General features: G+C 72.6%; 16 protein-coding genes and 1 pseudogene. 13 read left to right on the plus strand and 4 right to left on the minus strand.

Annotation, left to right across the window (positions count from 1 at the left end; genetic code table 11):
- Positions 1-232: 232 nt before the first annotated feature.
- The 4 genes and pseudogenes from ACYVOO_RS05735 to ACYVOO_RS05750 form a co-directional block, all read left to right on the plus strand.
- Positions 233-976 carry an LPXTG cell wall anchor domain-containing protein gene (locus tag ACYVOO_RS05735; RefSeq protein WP_461014544.1) on the plus strand — a complete coding sequence of 248 codons (744 nt, stop codon included), beginning with the start codon at positions 233-235 and terminating at the stop codon, positions 974-976.
- A gap of 105 nt (positions 977-1,081) precedes the next feature.
- Positions 1,082-2,311, plus strand: a complete 1,230-nt coding sequence (locus tag ACYVOO_RS05740) for a COG1470 family protein (RefSeq protein ID WP_461014545.1) — start codon at positions 1,082-1,084, stop codon at positions 2,309-2,311.
- Positions 2,308-3,474, plus strand: a complete 1,167-nt coding sequence (locus tag ACYVOO_RS05745) for a neocarzinostatin apoprotein domain-containing protein (RefSeq protein ID WP_461014546.1) — start codon at positions 2,308-2,310, stop codon at positions 3,472-3,474. Before ACYVOO_RS05740 ends, ACYVOO_RS05745 begins: the two co-directional genes overlap by 4 nt.
- An 89-nt stretch (positions 3,475-3,563) precedes the next feature.
- Positions 3,564-4,469 (plus strand): annotated as a pseudogene (locus ACYVOO_RS05750) (hypothetical protein); the annotation flags it as partial.
- A gap of 1,198 nt (positions 4,470-5,667) precedes the next feature.
- Here ACYVOO_RS05750 and ACYVOO_RS05755 read toward each other — a convergent pair.
- Genes ACYVOO_RS05755 through ACYVOO_RS05765 form a run of 3 tightly spaced genes read right to left on the minus strand, consistent with a single transcriptional unit; the run spans position 5,668 to position 8,551 of the window.
- Positions 5,668-6,867: a dipeptidase gene (locus ACYVOO_RS05755; RefSeq protein WP_461014547.1), complete on the minus strand. Its 1,200-nt coding sequence runs from the start codon at positions 6,865-6,867 to the stop codon at positions 5,668-5,670.
- Positions 6,867-7,397: a 5-(carboxyamino)imidazole ribonucleotide mutase gene (gene purE / locus ACYVOO_RS05760; RefSeq protein ID WP_461014548.1), complete on the minus strand. Its 531-nt coding sequence runs from the start codon at positions 7,395-7,397 to the stop codon at positions 6,867-6,869. Before purE ends, ACYVOO_RS05755 begins: the two co-directional genes overlap by 1 nt.
- Entirely contained in the window at positions 7,394-8,551 is a 1,158-nt protein-coding gene (locus ACYVOO_RS05765; RefSeq protein WP_461014549.1) for a 5-(carboxyamino)imidazole ribonucleotide synthase, read from the minus strand. The genes purE and ACYVOO_RS05765 overlap by 4 nt, the downstream gene beginning before the upstream one ends.
- A gap of 117 nt (positions 8,552-8,668) precedes the next feature.
- Here ACYVOO_RS05765 and ACYVOO_RS05770 point away from each other — a divergent pair, with 117 nt between their 5' ends.
- The 9 genes from ACYVOO_RS05770 to ACYVOO_RS05810 all read left to right on the plus strand — a co-directional run bounded on the left by ACYVOO_RS05770 (position 8,669) and on the right by ACYVOO_RS05810 (position 15,368).
- Positions 8,669-9,064 (plus strand): hypothetical protein, encoded by a 396-nt coding sequence (locus ACYVOO_RS05770; protein WP_461014550.1) that lies wholly within the window; start codon positions 8,669-8,671, stop codon positions 9,062-9,064.
- A complete protein-coding gene (locus tag ACYVOO_RS05775; RefSeq protein ID WP_461014551.1) occupies positions 9,061-10,611 on the plus strand; it encodes a WXG100 family type VII secretion target in 1,551 nt (516 codons plus the stop codon). The genes ACYVOO_RS05770 and ACYVOO_RS05775 overlap by 4 nt, the downstream gene beginning before the upstream one ends.
- Positions 10,612-10,653: 42 nt before the next feature.
- Complete coding sequence (locus ACYVOO_RS05780) at positions 10,654-11,211, plus strand: protease inhibitor I42 family protein (protein WP_461014552.1); 558 nt, start codon at positions 10,654-10,656, stop codon at positions 11,209-11,211.
- 7 nt (positions 11,212-11,218) lie between these two features.
- Positions 11,219-11,617: a hypothetical protein gene (locus tag ACYVOO_RS05785; protein ID WP_461014553.1), complete on the plus strand. Its 399-nt coding sequence runs from the start codon at positions 11,219-11,221 to the stop codon at positions 11,615-11,617.
- A gap of 158 nt (positions 11,618-11,775) precedes the next feature.
- Positions 11,776-12,207, plus strand: coding sequence for a hypothetical protein (locus ACYVOO_RS05790; protein ID WP_453350918.1), 432 nt, complete (start codon positions 11,776-11,778; stop codon positions 12,205-12,207).
- Complete coding sequence (locus ACYVOO_RS05795; protein ID WP_461014554.1) at positions 12,204-13,760, plus strand: peptidoglycan-binding protein; 1,557 nt, start codon at positions 12,204-12,206, stop codon at positions 13,758-13,760. Before ACYVOO_RS05790 ends, ACYVOO_RS05795 begins: the two co-directional genes overlap by 4 nt.
- 24 nt (positions 13,761-13,784) lie before the next feature.
- Positions 13,785-14,222, plus strand: coding sequence for a protease inhibitor I42 family protein (locus ACYVOO_RS05800; protein ID WP_461014555.1), 438 nt, complete (start codon positions 13,785-13,787; stop codon positions 14,220-14,222).
- Positions 14,223-14,243: 21 nt separating this feature from the next.
- A complete protein-coding gene (locus ACYVOO_RS05805; RefSeq protein WP_461014556.1) occupies positions 14,244-14,645 on the plus strand; it encodes a hypothetical protein in 402 nt (133 codons plus the stop codon).
- Between the two features lie 117 nt (positions 14,646-14,762).
- Positions 14,763-15,368: a GtrA family protein gene (locus ACYVOO_RS05810; RefSeq protein ID WP_461014557.1), complete on the plus strand. Its 606-nt coding sequence runs from the start codon at positions 14,763-14,765 to the stop codon at positions 15,366-15,368.
- Here ACYVOO_RS05810 and ACYVOO_RS05815 read toward each other — a convergent pair.
- Positions 15,297-16,565, minus strand: a complete 1,269-nt coding sequence (locus tag ACYVOO_RS05815; protein ID WP_461014558.1) for an ATP-binding protein — start codon at positions 16,563-16,565, stop codon at positions 15,297-15,299. The two genes, ACYVOO_RS05810 and ACYVOO_RS05815, sit on opposite strands and share 72 nt — an antisense overlap.
- Positions 16,566-16,567 lie beyond the last annotated feature (2 nt).

A 16,567-nucleotide genomic window follows, 5' to 3' on the forward strand; every position in this document is an offset into this window, starting at 1 on the left:
CTCTCCCCCGCCCGCATTCGCGCCGTCATACCCCCGAACTTATCCGGGAGGACTGACAATCGAGCACAACAGATCCTCGCAGGCTCACGCACCCTGCCGCCGGGTGGACGTCGGAGCATCCTCGGAGAAGCCCGGTGACGTGTCTTCCATCGTCAAGGTCCCCGGCGTACTGTCAGCGCCCAATCTGATGTGTCGTCAGAACTTGCCGAGCAAGGATGAAGGGGGAACCCCGGTGTCCCAGAGCAAGAAGCGCCACAGCCGCGCCGCCGTCGCACTGGCCACGGCGGTTGCCGCCGGATCTGCCGTACTGGTGTCGGCTCCCGCCGCGCAGGCCGAGACCGTGGACGTCAACTACCAGTGCAAGACCCCGATCGGGGACAAGAGCGCCGTCTCGCCCATCGACATCAAGGGCACCAAGAGCGGCGACGGCTACAAGCTCACCATGTCCTTCGAGAAGGGCGTCTCCTCCAGCCCCGTCGAGCTGGGCAAGGGCGCGATGAAGCCCAGCGCCCTCATCAAGCTCGGCGGCGCCGACAGCGGGAACGTGGACGTGAGCGGCCCCACCAACCCGGAGGCCATTCCGGCCAACACCCCCATCAAGATCACCGACCTGTCGGGCACGTACACCCCGAAGAAGAGCGGCAAGGTCACCTTCACGGCCAGCACCCTCACCATCAAGGCCATGGGGACGACCACCACCTGCAAGCCCTCGAACGACCCGAAGCCCTCGCTCTCGCTCGACGTGGAGGCGGCCGAGGGCGGGGGCGGCACGGACGGCGGCGGCTCGTCCAGTGGCAGCGGCTCGGGCAGCGACAGCGGATCCTCCTCCAGCGGCTCCAGCGACGAGCTGCCCCAGACGGGCCCCGCCGACTCGGCCGTCGCGCTCGGCACCCTCGGCGGCACGGTGCTGCTCGCCGGTGTGGCCGGGGCGCTGTGGGTGACCCGGCGCCGCGCCGCGGGGGACGCCTCGCGCTGAGGCGCGGGTCCGCCGCTGCGTCCGCCGCTTCGTCCGTCCGCCGAGCACGCATGCACGCCCGCACGCCCGCACGTCCGCACGCCCGCACGTCGAGGGAGCCGCCCGTTGAGGCCGTCACCGTCACCGATGCCCGTCGTCCGCCGTGTCCCCCCGTGGCCGCGCCGTGGCCGGGTCCGGGCCGCCGCCGTCGCGCTCGTCCTCGCCGCCGTGGCGCTGTGCGCGCCGCTCGCGCCCCCGCTCGCGGGGAGCGCGGCCGCGGTGCCTCGGGACGACGGCGGTGGCGGGGGCGGCAGCGGCGGCGAGTGGTCGGCCGCGCCCGCCGGACCCGCGTCCTCGGCCGCGGACGGGGAGACGGACAAGGACGCGCGCTCCCTCTTCTACCTGGAGGGCGCGCCGGGAACCGTGCTCGAGGACACGGTCTCCGTCACGAACGAGAGCGGGAAGGCCCGTACGTACACGCTGCGCGGCGCCGACGCGTACAACGGCCGCGACGGCGCCTTCGCCGTACGCGGCAAGGGCGCCAGCACCGGGGCAGGGCGCTGGATCGCCTTCGCCGAGCGCGAGGTGCGGGTGCCCGCGCGCACACGGGCCGACGTGCCCTTCACCGTGACCGTGCCCCGCGGGACCGTGCCGGGTGACCACCCGGGCGCGGTCGTCGTCAGCGACGGGGAGCGGGACGCGGGCGTACGGATGCGGCTGCGGGTCACGGGGCCCGCGCTGTCGGCGCTGAGCGTCGAGGACGTGCGGGTGCGGGGGAAGGACGGGGGCGCGGCCGAAATCGAGTACGCGCTGGTCAACCGGGGCAACACGGCGCTGGAACCCCGGCTCGCCGTGCGCGCCGACGGCCTCTTCGGGCAGGTGCTGCGGCGCGAGTCGCGGGCCCTGGACCTGGAACTGCTGCCAGGCCAGCGCGTCACGCTCAGCGAACCGTGGCACGACCCGCCCTCCCTCGACTCCACGGACGTCACCCTCTCCGTCACGGCGGAGGACGGCGCGCGGGGAGAGGCGAGCGGCTCGTACACGACCGTGCCGTGGGGGGCGCTGGGCGGGGGCGCGGCGCTCCTGGCGCTCGCGGGCGCGGTCCTGGGGCGGCGGCGGTGGCGTACGGCCGTCGTCCGGGCCCTGTCCCGCGCCGGGACAGCGCCCCGTGCGGCGACGGCGACGGCGACGTGCGTGCCGTCGGAGGCGCAGCGCCGCGAGACCCGCGAGGACGTCGAGGACGCCCCGTCGCGTCCCCTCCCGCGCGCGGGCGGCGACGACAGCGACAGCGATGGTGACGGTGACCGGAGCCCCGACGGGGCGGCGGCTGGTGCGGCGACGGGAGCGGTGAAGTGATACGCGGCGACGGCACGGACCTCCGGCGGCACCGGAGGGGAGGCGGCGTACGGGCGCTCGTCCTGACGGTGTGTGCGCTGATGGTGGGCGCCGGGCTGGCGGTTCCGGCGGCGGCCTCGTCGCCGTCAGCCGTCGCCGCCGATGAGGGGAAGCCCTCGCTCTCCCTCTCCACGAAGGAGGCCGGGACGGGCGGCAGCGTCACCGTCACCGGCAAGGGCTGGCGGCCCAAGGCCCTGCTGACCCTCCTCATGTGCGGCCAGAACGCGATCGGCGGCACCAACGCCTGCGCCAACTCCGAGGGCCGCGCCGTCACCACGTCGGCCGACGGCACCTTCGAGAAGAAGATCCCCGTGGCCGAGCCGCCCAAGCCCTGCCCCTGCGTCGTCCGCGCCGCGACCGTGACCGGCTCCTACGCCTCCGCCGACGCGGCCTTCGAAGTGGCGGGACACCCGGTCAAGCCGCTCCCCGAGGACGCGGGCGGCGGCAGGCTCACGGTGCTCGCCGCACGGCTGGAGGGCGGCGGCGGACTGCTCGACTGGTTCGGCGCGCCGCCCCAGGGGCAACTGGTCCTCACCGTCGGCAACCTCGGCGCCGACCGGGCCGAGAACCCCGTCTTCGAGGTCGGCACCTCGCACGGCGTCTACGCCCCCGAATGGGAGCGGCACCAGTGGCGGGGCACCGTGGACCCCGGCAAGAAGAAGCGGGTCATACTGCCCGTCGAACTGTCCTCGGGCGCGCACGGCGACTACACCGTCGCCGCCAAGTACGGCGGCAAGGTGCTCACCGAGCAGCCCTGGGACGTGGGACGCCCCTGGGGCGTGACCCTCTTCTGGATCCTGCTGTTCCTCGTCGTGCCCGCGGCGGTCTTCCGCGTCGGGATGGCCGTCGTGGACCGCACGCGGCCCCGGCAGTCGGGCCAGGTCGTCAGCCCGGCCGGCGCCCACGCCAAGGCCCGCGCCGTGCCCCTGCGGGACCGGCTGGCCGCGCGCCTCGCCGAACGGCTCGCGAAGCCCCCGGCACCGGCGGCCGGGCCGCCGGGGGAGCGCGCTGAGGAACGCACGCTGCCCTGGTTCACGCCCGACACCCTCGCGCCGCGCACCCGGCGCGACCCCCAGTTCTCCGCACCGTCCGATGACCGTCCCCCTCCGAAGGGAAGTACGTGATGAGGCAACGACGGCGCGCGCTCGGTGTCGCGCTGATGCTCAGCAGCGCGGGTGTGTTCATGGCCGCGGGGTCCGCGCAGGCCGAGGACTCCGGCGGAACGCCGCAGGCACCGCAGGTGCCAGGCGTCACCGGCGTGCCGAGCGGAATCCCGTCCGACCTGCCCACCGGCAGCCTTCCCTCGGTACCGGGCGCCCCCAAGCTGCCCGGAGCGGACAGCGGCGGCGACTCGGGCGGTACGGGCAGTACGGGTGCTACGGGGGGCGACGCCGCCTCGGGCGGTGGCTCCGACGCCACCGGAGGGAGCGGCAGCGGCGGCAGCGGCGACGGCAAGAGCTTCACGGGCAAGGAGGTCGAGGTCCCGTACTCCTGCAAGACCCCGATCGGCGACAAGAGCGCGACCTCGCCCGTGCGGATCGACGCGACCGCGTCCGGCGAGAGTTACGCGCTGACGGTGAAGTTCAGCAAGTCCGTCATGGACAGCCCCGCCCAGATCCCGGCGGACTCGGTCGAGCCCTCCATGGACGTCAAGGTGGGCGGCGACGACAAGGGCACGGTGAAGGTCGTCGGCGCGAAGAACAAGGAGGCGATCGCGCAGGGCGATCCCATCGAGATCCCCGACCTCAAGGGCACGTACAAGCCCGGCGCCGACGGGAAGGCGACGCTGACCCCCGGCGTCCTGACGGTCAAGGCTCTCGGCACGACCACGACCTGTACCCCGTCGAAGGACCCCGGGGCCTCGCTGGAGCTGGACACCACCGACCAGGGTGGCGTCAGCGGCGGGGACTCCGGCGGTGCGGCGGCCTCCGGGGGCGCGGCTGCTTCGGGCGGTGCGGCGGCTGCGGGTGCGCAGACGACGAGCGGTGGTCTCGCCGAGACGGGGGCCGAGGACGGGGGCGGTCTGCGTGCGCTCGGGTTCGTCGCGGGCACGGTGATCCTGCTGGGCGGCGCGGTCTTCACGTTCACCCCTTGGCGCCGGCTCCGCGGCGCGCAATGAAACGCGGGGTTCCCCCTTCACCGGTCCGTACCCCTTCACGGGGTGCGGGGTGAAGGCCACACGGGGTGCGCGTCTCTCGTAGGGGTGCGCCTTGCCGGTGCCCCTTGGGGTTTCGTCACGCGGGTGCGGGCCGGTGGCACGGGTTGTGCCCACCCGTCCCGCCCGCGGGACGTTTGCCCACAACAGTTTTGGCGTCGTCGCCCGGTGGGGGCGTCGCTGGGTGCGTCTTGGGGTTTCGTTGCCGGGTGCGGCTGTGTGGCTTCGGCGCGGCGTGTGGTTGCGGTGCGATGCGGCTGGCGCCGCGTGATTCCGGGTTTCGACCGTGGTTGTGGGTGCGTGGGTGGGGGGTGTCCGGTGCCGGGGTGGGGTGTCTCCTCGGCGTGAAGGTCTCGTCTTCGTCTCTCCGCCGGTGACTTTCTCGACCTGCGGGGACACCCCACCCCGTCCCCGTCCCGCCGGTGGCCCCCTGCCACTCCGGGTGGGCTGAGCCCGGCCACACCTCCGGCGCGGGACCCTACGGTTCCCACTTCACGGGCCCACCGTCCCGCGCAACACCCCCCTGTCAGGGGGCGCCTACCCGAGTGCCCCTCGGGGTTTCGTTCGCGTGCTGCGGGCCGGTGGCACGGGTTGTGCCCACCCTCCCCCAGCTACCGCTGGGTGGTGCCCCCTCGCCATGCGGAACGCCTGCCCACAACGGTTGGAGCGGGCCGGAGGTTGGCCACCGGGTGGGAGGGGACGTGGTGGGGTGTCCCCGCAAGTGGTGGCGACGAGTATGTACAGGCAGCCGAAAAGCCGACCCGCACTTGTCGCCGCCCGAGGAGACACCCCGGCACGGCACCGACCCCCACCAGCAGGCAGCCGAAAAACCGACCCGCACTTGTCGCCGCCCGAGGAGACACCCCGGCACGGCACCGACCCCCACCACACACCAACCCCACAACCACCGGCACAAGCCAACAACCACGCGGCGCCAGCCGCGAAGCACCACAACCACACGCCGCGCCGCAGCCACCGGCCAGGCAGCCGAACGCGGCGCCCCGCCACCCCCCACTGCGTGCAGCGGCACAAAAATCAGCGCGGGACCCTACGGTACCCACCACACCGGCCAACCGTCCCGCGCAACACCCCCGGCGAAGGGGGCACCCCCGTTTCCTTCCGCACCCCGCGAAGGGGAGGCGCACCCCGCGAAGGGGACCCGCTACGCCTCCCCAAGCGTCGCGATCGACGGACCCCTCGTCGCCGAAAGGCCCCGTGAAGCGGACTCCGCATCACGAAGCACCCGCACCGCGTTCTCCCACGTCAGCTTCGCGAGGTCCGTCTCGGACCAGCCGCGGCCCAGGAGTTCGGCGATCAGGTTCGGGTAGCCCGCGACGTCGTCGAGGCCGGACGGGGTGAACGCCGTGCCGTCGAAGTCGCCGCCGATGCCGATGTGGTCGACGCCCGCGACCTCGCGCATGTGGTCCAGGTGGTCGGCGACCGTCGCCGCCGTCGCGACGGGCCGCGGGTGTGCCTCCTCGAACGCGCGGTGCACGCGCATCGCCTCCTCGCTGGTGTCGAGGGGGTGCAGCCCGTGCGCGCGCATGTTCTCGTCCGCGGCCTGCGTCCACTCGATCGCCTCGGGCAGCACGAACTTCGGCACGAACGTGGCCATCGCCACGCCCCCGTTGCCGCGCAGCGCCTCCAGGACGTCGTCCGGAATGTTGCGCGGATGGTCGCAGACCGCCCGCGCCGAGGAGTGCGAGAAGAGCACCGGCGCCTCGGACACCCGCAACGCGTCCCGCATCGTCGTCGCGGCCACGTGCGAGAGGTCGACGAGCATGCCGACGCGGTTCATCTCGCGGACGACCTCCTCGCCGAAGGGGGAGAGGCCGCCGTGCCGGGGCTCGTCCGTCGCGGAGTCCGCCCAGTCGATGGTGTCGTTGTGCGTGAGTGTCATGTAGCGCACGCCGAGCTGGTGCAGGGCGCGCAGCGTGGCCAGCGAGTTGTTGATGCTGTGGCCGCCCTCGGCGCCCATGAGGGAGGCGATGCGGCCCTCGGCGCGCGCCGTCTCCATGTCGTCGGCGGTGAAGGCCAGCCGCAGGTCGTCGGGGTAGCGCGCGGCCAGTTGCCGCACCACGTCGATCTGCTCCAGGCAGGCGCTGACGGCGCTGTCCCCGGTGAGGTCGGTGCGCACGTACACCGACCAGAACTGCCCGCCGACGCCGCCCGCGCGCAGCCGCGGCAGGTCGGTGTGCAGGTGCGCCGACTGGTCGGCGGCGATGTCGCGCCGCGCGAGGTCGTAGGAGACCTGCTCGCGCAGTGCCCACGGCAGGTCGTTGTGCCCGTCCACCACGGGGTGCGCGGCGAGCAGCTCGCGCGCCCGCTCCAGCAGCCCGGTGCGCTCCGACGTTTCGCTCATCACTGGCTCCCGAAGCCGAATCCGGTCTCGCCCGACACCTTGCCGCGCAGCCGCTTGCCCTTCTCGGTGGCCTCCGCGTTCAGCTCCTCCTGGAAGCGGGCCATCCGCTCGCGCAGCGCCTCGTCGTGCGCAGCGAGCATCCGTACGGCCAGCAGGCCCGCGTTGCGCGCGCCGCCGACGGAGACCGTCGCGACGGGCACGCCGCCCGGCATCTGGACGATGGACAGCAGCGAGTCCAGCCCGTCGAGGTACTTCAGCGGCACCGGGACGCCGATCACCGGCAGCGTCGTCACGGAGGCGAGCATGCCGGGCAGGTGTGCCGCGCCGCCCGCGCCCGCGATGACCGCCTTGAGGCCGCGGTCCGCGGCCTGCTCGCCGTACGCGACCATCTCGCGCGGCATCCGGTGCGCGGAGACGACGTCGACCTCGTAGGGCACCTCGAACTCGTCGAGTGCCTTCGCCGCGGCCTCCATCACGGGCCAGTCGGAGTCCGAGCCCATGACGATGCCGACAACGGCGTTCGCAGTCATTCGGTGATGGTCCCTCGCAGGTAGCCGGCGGCGTGGGCGGCGCGCTCGCGCACGTCGGCCAGGTCGTCGCCGTAGGTGTTGACGTGCCCGACCTTGCGGCCGGGTTTCACGTCCTTGCCGTACATGTGGATCTTGAGCTGGGGGTCGCGGGCCATGCAGTGGAGGTACGCCGCGTACATGTCGGGGTAGTCGCCGCCGAGCACGTTCGCCATGACGGTCCATGGGGCGCGGGGGCGCGGGTCGCCGAGGGGGAGGTCGAGCACGGCGCGCACGTGGTTGGCGAACTGCGAGGTCACCGCGCCGTCCTGGGTCCAGTGCCCGGAGTTGTGGGGGCGCATGGCCAGTTCGTTGACGAGGACGCGGCCGTCCTTGGTCTCGAACAGCTCGACGGCGAGGTGGCCGACGACGCCCAGCTCGTGCGCGACGGTCAGCGCCAGCTCCTGCGCGCGCACGGCGGCGTTCTCGTCCAGCCCGGGAGCGGGGGCGATGACGGTGTCGCAGACGCCGTCGACCTGGATCGACTCGACGACGGGGTAGGCGACGGCCTGGCCGTGCGGCGAGCGGACGACGTTGGCTGCCAGCTCCCGCGCGAAGTCGACCTTCTCCTCCGCGAGGACGGGCACCCCTGCCTTGAACGGCTCGGCGGCCTCCGCCGCCGACCGTACGACCCACACGCCCTTGCCGTCGTAGCCGCCGCGGACCGTCTTGAGGACGACGGGGAAGCCGTCACCCGGGGCGCCCTCCGCACCCTCGGCGGCGAACGCCGCCACGTCAGCGGGATCCCGCACGATGCGGTGCCGCGGGCACGGCACACCGATCGCGGTGAGCCGCTCCCGCATCACGCCCTTGTCCTGGGCGTGCACGAGCGCGTCGGGCCCCGGGCGCACGGGGATGCCGTCCGCCTCCAGGGCGCGCAGATGCTCCGTCGGGACGTGCTCGTGATCGAAGGTGATCACGTCGCAGCCCCGCGCGAAGCTCCGCAGGGTGTCGAGATCGCGGTAATCACCGACGACCACGTCACCCACGACCTGCGCGGCCGAGTCCTGCGGGGTGTCCGAGAGGAGTTTGAACTTGATGCCGAGCGGGATGCCCGCCTCGTGGGTCATACGGGCGAGCTGACCGCCGCCGACCATGCCGACTACCGGGAACGTCACGTACCCAGGGTATCGGCACACCTTCCTCGTCCTTCGTCCACCACGAGTCGCTATGCTCACGGCTGCTTGACGCGGACCTGCTGAACACATCACGGGTCATGGTTTCGGGGGACGGGCATGGGAGAGGGACAGGGATCGGGACCGGGCCGCCTCGGCCTGGACGGCCAGGGCACGCTCAGCCAGGGCGACCGGCTGCGGAACGCGGCCAGGGACCTGGACGCGATGGGGAAGTCGCTGGGCAAGGGGGTCGGCCCCGACCTGGGGTTCCCCTCCTTCGTGGACAGCCTCTTCGGCGACGACACCTACGGCGAGTACGGCGGACAGCGCGCCTTCCCGCCCTTCGCGCGGGCCTGGAACGAGGAGATCGACGCGCTCGCCGGAGCCCTGCGCGAGATCCACGCCAAGATCGGTGACGGCGTCGCCACGACGAACGGCACCGACAAGGGCGCGGGCGGCCGGATGCGCGGCATCGACACCCCGGGCGTCCCGGGTAGCGGGGAGCGCGGCCGGTGACCTCTCTCGGCAGGTCACGCAAGGGCGACATCAAGAAGCTGCGCGAGGCCCTGGACGCCCTCTCCCTCAAGGAGGAGAGCTGGGGGGTCTCGCCCGAGAACGCCGAGCTGGCGGGCATCATCGACGAGGCACTGGGCTTCCCCGCGCCCGAGGGCTCGCCGGACACCATCGAGGACAAGGCCCGGTCCTACGCCAGGGCCGCGCGGCACGCCGACGAGGTGCGGGCCGACGTGGAGGCCGTCGCCAAGGCGGGCCTGCCCTCGACGTGGGTCGGCGAGGCGGGTTCCAAGGCCAGCGAGGTCACCAAGGCGGCCGGGCGCAGCGCCGAGCAGATGGCGGAGAAGTTCGGCAAGGCGGCGACGGAGCTGAGCCTGCTGGCCCAGGGCATCGCGCAGGCGCAGAGCAGGCACGCGCACGGCATGGACGCGCTGCACGACGCGCGGGCCCAGCTCGGCGACAACGTGCTGATGGTGCCGGGCCCGTACGCGGTCAAGGCACGCTCCATCGCGCGCGGCGGCCTCGGCTCGCTGGAGTCGGGCGTCGAGGCGGCCGAGGCGGCGGGCGAGCGGGCCGAGCGCGAGCTGGACAAGCTCACTTCGGAGGCCCGCGCGGGACAGCTCGACTCCCGGCACCTGTCCGACGCCGACCGCGTCGTCCTCGCCGACGCGGGGGCGCACGGCGGCGACCCCGACGAGAACGAGATCCTCAGCACCACCGACCTCCAGCGCTCCGGCATGTTCCTGGACCGGATGAGCGCCGAGGACCGCGCGGCCTACGACAAGTTGCTCGACGGCTCGAAGTCCCCGCAGGAGCGTGCCTATCTGATGAAGGCGCTGGCCGCCGGGTACAGCCTGAAGGAGATCCAGGACTTCAGCGCCGGTATCCGCCCGTACGGCGACGACCCGGCCTGGCTCCAGCAGCATCTGACGCCCATCGTCAACAGGTCGGACGACGAGCGGAGGTACGGCGACCAGAGCCACGAGGTTGCCTTCGGCGGGCAGGTCTGGGAGCAGGAGGGCAACACCTGTGTGGCCCTCTCGACGGTGACGATGCACGCCCAGTCCGACCCGCTGTACGCGCTGGAGCTGACCACGGGCGGGCGCCCCGGCGACCCCGAGTACGACAGCCCCGAGGCGTTCGAGGAGCGGCTGCGCGACGAGGAGACCCGGGTCTACGACACGCGGGAGGGCAAGAAGCAGGGTATGTCGGGCGAGGAGAGCGAGAAGGTCGCCGACGACGAGATCGGGCGGCACACGGGTGCCGACTACGAGGCCGTCTCGGTGGACAGCGCGGCGAAGCGCGAGGACGCCCTCCCGGAGATCAGGGACTCGGTCAACAGCGGCAGGCCCGTGGCCTTCGGCGCCCGCGAGGGCACCGCCTTCGGCCACCAGATGATGATCATCGGCCAGGAGGGGGACAAGCTCCAGATCTACAACCCCTGGGGCTTCACCACCTGGGTCAGCGAGGAGGACTTCGTCAACGGCACCATGAGCGGCGCCTCCTCGGAGGACTATCCGACGCCCACCGACATCCGGATCCCGCAGTAGGCCGGACGGCCGCCGCCAGGACAGCAGGAGAGCCAGGAGACCATGCACCGCCGCAGCACGTGCCCACGTCCACGCTCACGCCCACGCGCCCGGAGCCCCCGGAGCGCCGTCACCGGTGCCCTGCTGCTCGCGCTGGCCCTCTCCGGCTGCGCGGGCGCCCAGGGCGGCGGCGAGCCCCGGCCCTCCGGTTCCCCGTCCGCCTCCGCCTCCGCCTCCAGCTCCGCTTCCGCCTCCGCTTCGCCCACCCCTTCCGCGACACCCGACCAGGTCTTCGACCGCAAGCACACGGACGTCGAGGTCGCGCCGGGCGAGGCGTTCGCGCTGCGGCTGCCCGCCAACCCGTCGGCGGGCTACGACTGGGTGCTGGACGACCCGGAGCCCGACAGCGCCGTCGTGCGGCGCACCGGCGAGCGCGACGTGCTGGCCGACACGGAGCGGATGGGCGCGCCCGGCACGCTCTACCTCGACCACCGTGCCGTCGCCGAGGGCCGCACCCAGGTGAAGCTGCGGCACTGTTTCCGGTGCGGCACCGACTACGAGAAGGTCGACGAGGATCACCCCGAGAAGACCGTCACCTTCCACATCACCGTCCGGAAGTGAGCGTCCCGTGCCCGAGGCCATGACCGACGAGGAGCTGCGCGCTCTCGACGTCCCGATGACGCTGCGCTACGGGCTCACCCTGGGCGGCGCGCACCGCACCGCGCTCTTCGGCGACGGCGCGGTGGCCGCCGCGCTCCAGGCGGAGGAGCTGGGCGTGCTGCCGCGCGCGCTGTCCTTCCTGGGCGAGGTCGTCCGCAGGGACGGGCTGCGGCCCGCCGCAGAGCTGCCGGAACCGCTGCCCGGCGAGGCCGCGGGGCCCGCGAGGGAGTGGCTGGGGACGGCCGTCTCCGTGCTCGAGGAAGGCGACCTGGACGGCGAGGAGAGCGTCGCGCGCTGGCTGGAGGCGGCGGCAGCGCTGCTGGAGCTGCGCCGTTCGGCGGCTCCGGGCACGGCGAAGGGAACGTAGCCCGGCACGGCGACGGGAACGTAGCCAGTAGAGCCCGCAGAACCCCCAGCCACCCCCCGCGCATCCCCACATCTCGCGCGCACCGCGTCCACCGCAGGCCGCTATGATCACGCCTGTTTGACGCGGACCTGGTGAATCCGGAGCGGGGGAGTACGCGCGTGACAGGCGGCAGTGGGCACCTGGGGCTCAAGAAGGGCGAGACCCTGACCCAGGGCAGCGTCCTCGACGAGGCGGCCAAGGACCTGGACGAGGTCAGGAAGTCGCTGGAGGGCGACGGGGGCTTCCTCGGCATCGGCTCGGTCATGAACATCTTCGGCCCCGACCGCTTCGGTGACTACGGCGCGACCGCCGCGTTCAACTCCTTCTCCACCGCGTGGAACCTGGAGTGCCACACCCTCGCGGGCGCCCTGCGCGAACTGCACGGCAAGATCGGCGACGGCGTGAAGCTCAACGACGGCAACGACCACGACACGGGCCGCGGCCTCGACTCGATATCCAGCGGCCTGTTCGACCAGCGGGACTCCGAGTCGAAGGCGAAGGAGAGCCTGACGCAGACCGGGCCCGAGCAGGGGAGCAGCGCGCCCCGATGAGCGACGACACACCGAAGCAGCGGCTCAAGGACATGCTCGACGACATCGACGGCATGACCCTCTTCTTCCCGGGGCTGGCCGGGGTCCTGCTCGCCCAGAAGGTGTCGGAGGCCCTCGGGGTCTCCGAGCCCGACGGCGACCCCGGCCACATCGACGGCAAGTCCAAGGCGTACAACCGCGCCGCGGTCAGGACCGGCACCGTCCACGGCGATGTGAACCGCGTCGGCAACGCGGGCCTTCCGGAGACGTGGGTCGGCAAGGCGGGCTCCAAGGCGGTGGAGGTCACCTCGGCCTGCGCGTACACGGCGGACCAGATGTCGGAGAAGTTCGCGCACGCGGGCAAGGAGCTGTCCCTCCTGGCGGAGGGCATCCGCGACGCGCAGAGCGCGCACGGCAGGGCCCGGCCCTCCCTGCACCGGGCCAAGGAGATCCTCGGCGACGATCCGGGGGACTGCGAGCGCGAGGAGCTGGAGAAGGCCAGGACGGCGCTGCGCGACGGGGTGCAGGGCATGTACTCCGCGGCGTGCACGGCCGAGAGCGCGGGCCGCCGCGCGGCCCGCGAGCTGAACAAGATGGCCAGCGAGGCCCGCGCGGGCAAGCTCAGCACCGGGGACCTCAGCGACGCCGACCGCATCACCCTGGCCGCCGCCGCCGCGGCGGGCGGCGACCGCGAGGACAACGAGATCCTCACCGCGAACGACCTGCGCCGCTCCGCCGAGTACATGGACAAGATGAGCCCGGAGGACGAGCGCAAGTTCCGCACCCTCCTGGACAGCGCCAAGTCCCCGGAGGAACGGGCTTATCTGATGAAGGCGCTGGCCAGTGGGCGCAGCCTCGAAGAGGTCACCGACTTCCGCAACAAGATCCACCCCTACGGCGCCGACACCCAGTGGCTCCAGCAGCACCTGACGCCGATCGTCAACGAGTCCGACCAGACGAAGAAGTACGGGGACCAGGAGTCGGTCTGGTTCGGCTACGGCGACGAGGCGAAGAAGTGGGAGCAGACGGGCCCGACCTGCGTGGCCCTCTCCACCGTCACGGCCCGCGCCCAGAGCGACCCCCTGTTCGCGCTCGACATCACCACGGGCGGCCACCCCGGCGATCCGGCCTACGACACCCCGGAGAAGTTCGCCGAGCGCCTTGAGGACGAGCAGAACCGCGTCTACGACGAGCGGGACGGCTGGAACGGCTTCTGGGGCCAGGACGGCATGGACGACGACGAGCGCGTCAAGGTCGCCAACCAGGAGATCGCTCCGCGTACCGGCGAGGAGTACGAGCGCCGTGGCCTGGACGACGCCCAGTCCCGCAGGGACGCGCTCCCGGACATCCAGGAGGCCGTGAACGAGGGCAAGCCGGTGCCGGTCAGCGTCAGCGGGCCCGACAGCGCCCACCAGATGATGATCATCGGCCAGGAGGGCGACAAGCTCCAGATCTACAACCCCTGGGGCACCACGAGCTGGGTCAGCGAGGACGACTTCGTCAACAATCGCATGCAGGGCGCCTCGGACGACCGGCTGCCCGACGTGGACGACGTCGTCCTGCCCAAGGACTGACCGGACCCGGCCGAGGAAGGAACCATGCCAAGGAAACGTCTCCGCCCGCTGCTCGTGACCGCCGTCGTGGTCGCCGTCGTCGCGGTGCTCGTGGGGGGGTACACCGTGTTCGGCGCGCTCACGGGCCCCCAGGTGTACGACGCGGACGACACCAGCGTCTCGGTGGCGCCCGGCGAGACCTTCTCCCTCCAACTGGAGGAGAACGCCAGCACCGGCTACCGCTGGCGGGTGGAGGAGCCGGAGCCCGACGCCGACGTCGTCACGGGGACGGGCAGCCGCTACGAGGCGGACGAGCCGGTGCTCGTCGGCTCGGGCGGCGGCCGGTATCTCGACTTCCGGGCCGGTGAACCGGGGCATACGAAGATCAAGCTGCTCTACTGCCGCCAGTGCGGCACGCCCGACGAGGACACCGGCAGCCCCGAGGCGACCACCGTCACCTTCGACGTGACCGTGCAGGACTGACCGGGCAGGATTGAGGACCCCATGAACGACGGCACCCCCGCCGGTATGACCGACGAGGAGCTGCGCGCCCTCGACGTCCCGATGATGCTGCGCTACGGGCTGACGCTGGGCGGCGCGCACCGCGCCGCGCTCTTCGGGGACGGCGCCGTGGCCGGTGCGCTGCACGCGGAGGAGCTGGGCGTGCTGCCGCGCTCCGTGCACTTCCTGGGCGACCTGGTACGGAGCGCCGGAGTCCGGTCCGCAGCGGACCTGCCGGAGCCGCTGCCGGGGGGCGCGCCCGCGCGGCTCGCGAAGGAGTGGCTCTCGACGGTGGCGGCGGTGACGAAGGACGGCAGCGTGGACACCGCGGAGGAGACGGCACGCTGGCTGCACGCCGTCGCCTCGGTGCTGGCCCTGCGGCAGGGCACCCGTCGCCCCGGCTGAAAGCCCGGCTGAAACCCCGCCCGACAACCGAAGCACCGATCGCCGCACCGCGTCACAGGGTCGCTGGTTAGCATGAGGAGCGACCACACCGACCGGAAACGGGGCTGAGCGACCACTATGGGTGAACGGCGTTCCCTGCGCTCACGGGTAGGACGTCTTGCCCGGGAACTGGCCAAGTTCGGAGCCGTGGGCGCGGTCGGCTTCCTCGTGAACGTGGCCGTCTTCAATCTGTGCATGCACAGCTTCCAGTTGGCCCCGGTGCGGTCCGGAGTGATCTCCCAGGTGGTGGCCATCGGCACCAACTACCTGGGCAACCGCTACTGGACGTACCGCCACATCGACAAGAGCAGGGTGCACCGCGAGACCTCGCTGTTCTTCCTGTTCAGCGGCATCGGCCTCGTCCTGGAGAACGGCATCCTCGCCCTCTCGCACTACGGGTTCGGCTTCACGTCCACGCTCGCCGACAACATCGCCAAGAACGTCGTCGGCCTCGGCATCGGCACCGTCTTCCGCTTCTGGTCCTACCGCACCTGGGTGTTCAGAGACGCCGAGCGGCTGGCCCGCACGGAGGGGAGCGTAGAAGCGGAAGCCGAAGCGGGCGCCGGGGCCGAAACCGTCCCCCCGGACGGTGCGACGCGGGAGGACGCGCGGTCAGGCGGCCGGGTCCGACGTGGCCTCTCGGCCAAGGAAAAGCGCGAAAACCGGCGGGTACTGCTGAAGTAGCTCAAGCCGCCCGCCGTCCGCCTCGGCCAGATCGCGGGCGACGGCGAGCCCGAGCCCCGTCGAGTTGCGCCCGCTCACCGTCCGCTCGAAGACCCGCGAGCCGAGGTCGGGATCGACGCCGGGACCCTCGTCTGTCACCTCGACCACGACCTGATTGCCCGTCACCCGCGTGCGCAGCGCCACCGTGCCCGCACCGTGCATCAGCGCGTTCTCGATCAGCGTCGCCAGCACCTGCGCCACCGCGCCCGGCGTGCCCACGGCCCGCAGCCCCGTCTTGCCCGAGCGCACTATGGCGCGCCCCGCGCTGCGGTAGGCGGGCTTCCACTCCTCGATCTGCTGCTTGACGACTTCGTCGAGGTCGAAGCCGACGGCCGAGCCCGAGCGCGGGTCGCGGGAGTTGGTGAGCAGCCGCTGGACCACGTCGGTCAGCCGCTCCACCTGCGCGAGCGCGATGGTGGCCTCCTCCTTGACCGTGGCCTGGTCCTCCGGGTCGTCGGTTTCGGCCGTCGCGATGATCTCTTCGAGCCGCATCGAGAGCGCGGTGAGCGGCGTGCGCAGCTGGTGCGAGGCGTCGGCCGCCAGCCGCCGCTCCGCCGTCAGCATCCGCCCGATGCGGTCGGCGCTCGCGTCCAGCACGTCGGCGACCCGGTCCAGCTCCGGCACCCCGTAGCGGCGGTGCCGGGGGCGCGGGTCGCCCGAGCCGAGCCGTTCGGCGGTCTCGGCGAGGTCGGTGAGCGGGGCCGCGACGCGGTGCGACTGGCGTACGGCCAGGATCGCCGCCGCCGCGACGGCCAGCAGCGCCACCGCCAGGATGATCAGGAGGGTGCGCCCGACCTCGGCCCGCACCGTGCCGCGCTCCTGCTGCACGGTCACGGTCTCGCCGTGCCCGCCGCTCTGGGACGCCTCGATGACGTCGTCGTCGGGCTTCGCGCCCAGCTCGACGGTCCGCTTGCCGGGGACCTCGATGCGCACGTAGCGGTTGCCCGAGACGGTGGTGCCCATCGTCTCGGGGGTCACCTTCTCCCCGGCGACGAGCCGGGTCTCCACCACGGAGACCAGCCTCGACGCCTCGGAGCGCACGCTCTCCCTGGCGCTCTCCTCGATGGTCCGCGACTCGACGATGACCAGGGAGATGCCGAAGACGGCCACCACGACGAGCACCACCGCGAGGGTGGACTGGATGAGCCGGCGTCGCACGG

The sequence above is a fragment of the Streptomyces daliensis genome, assembly GCF_054782395.1.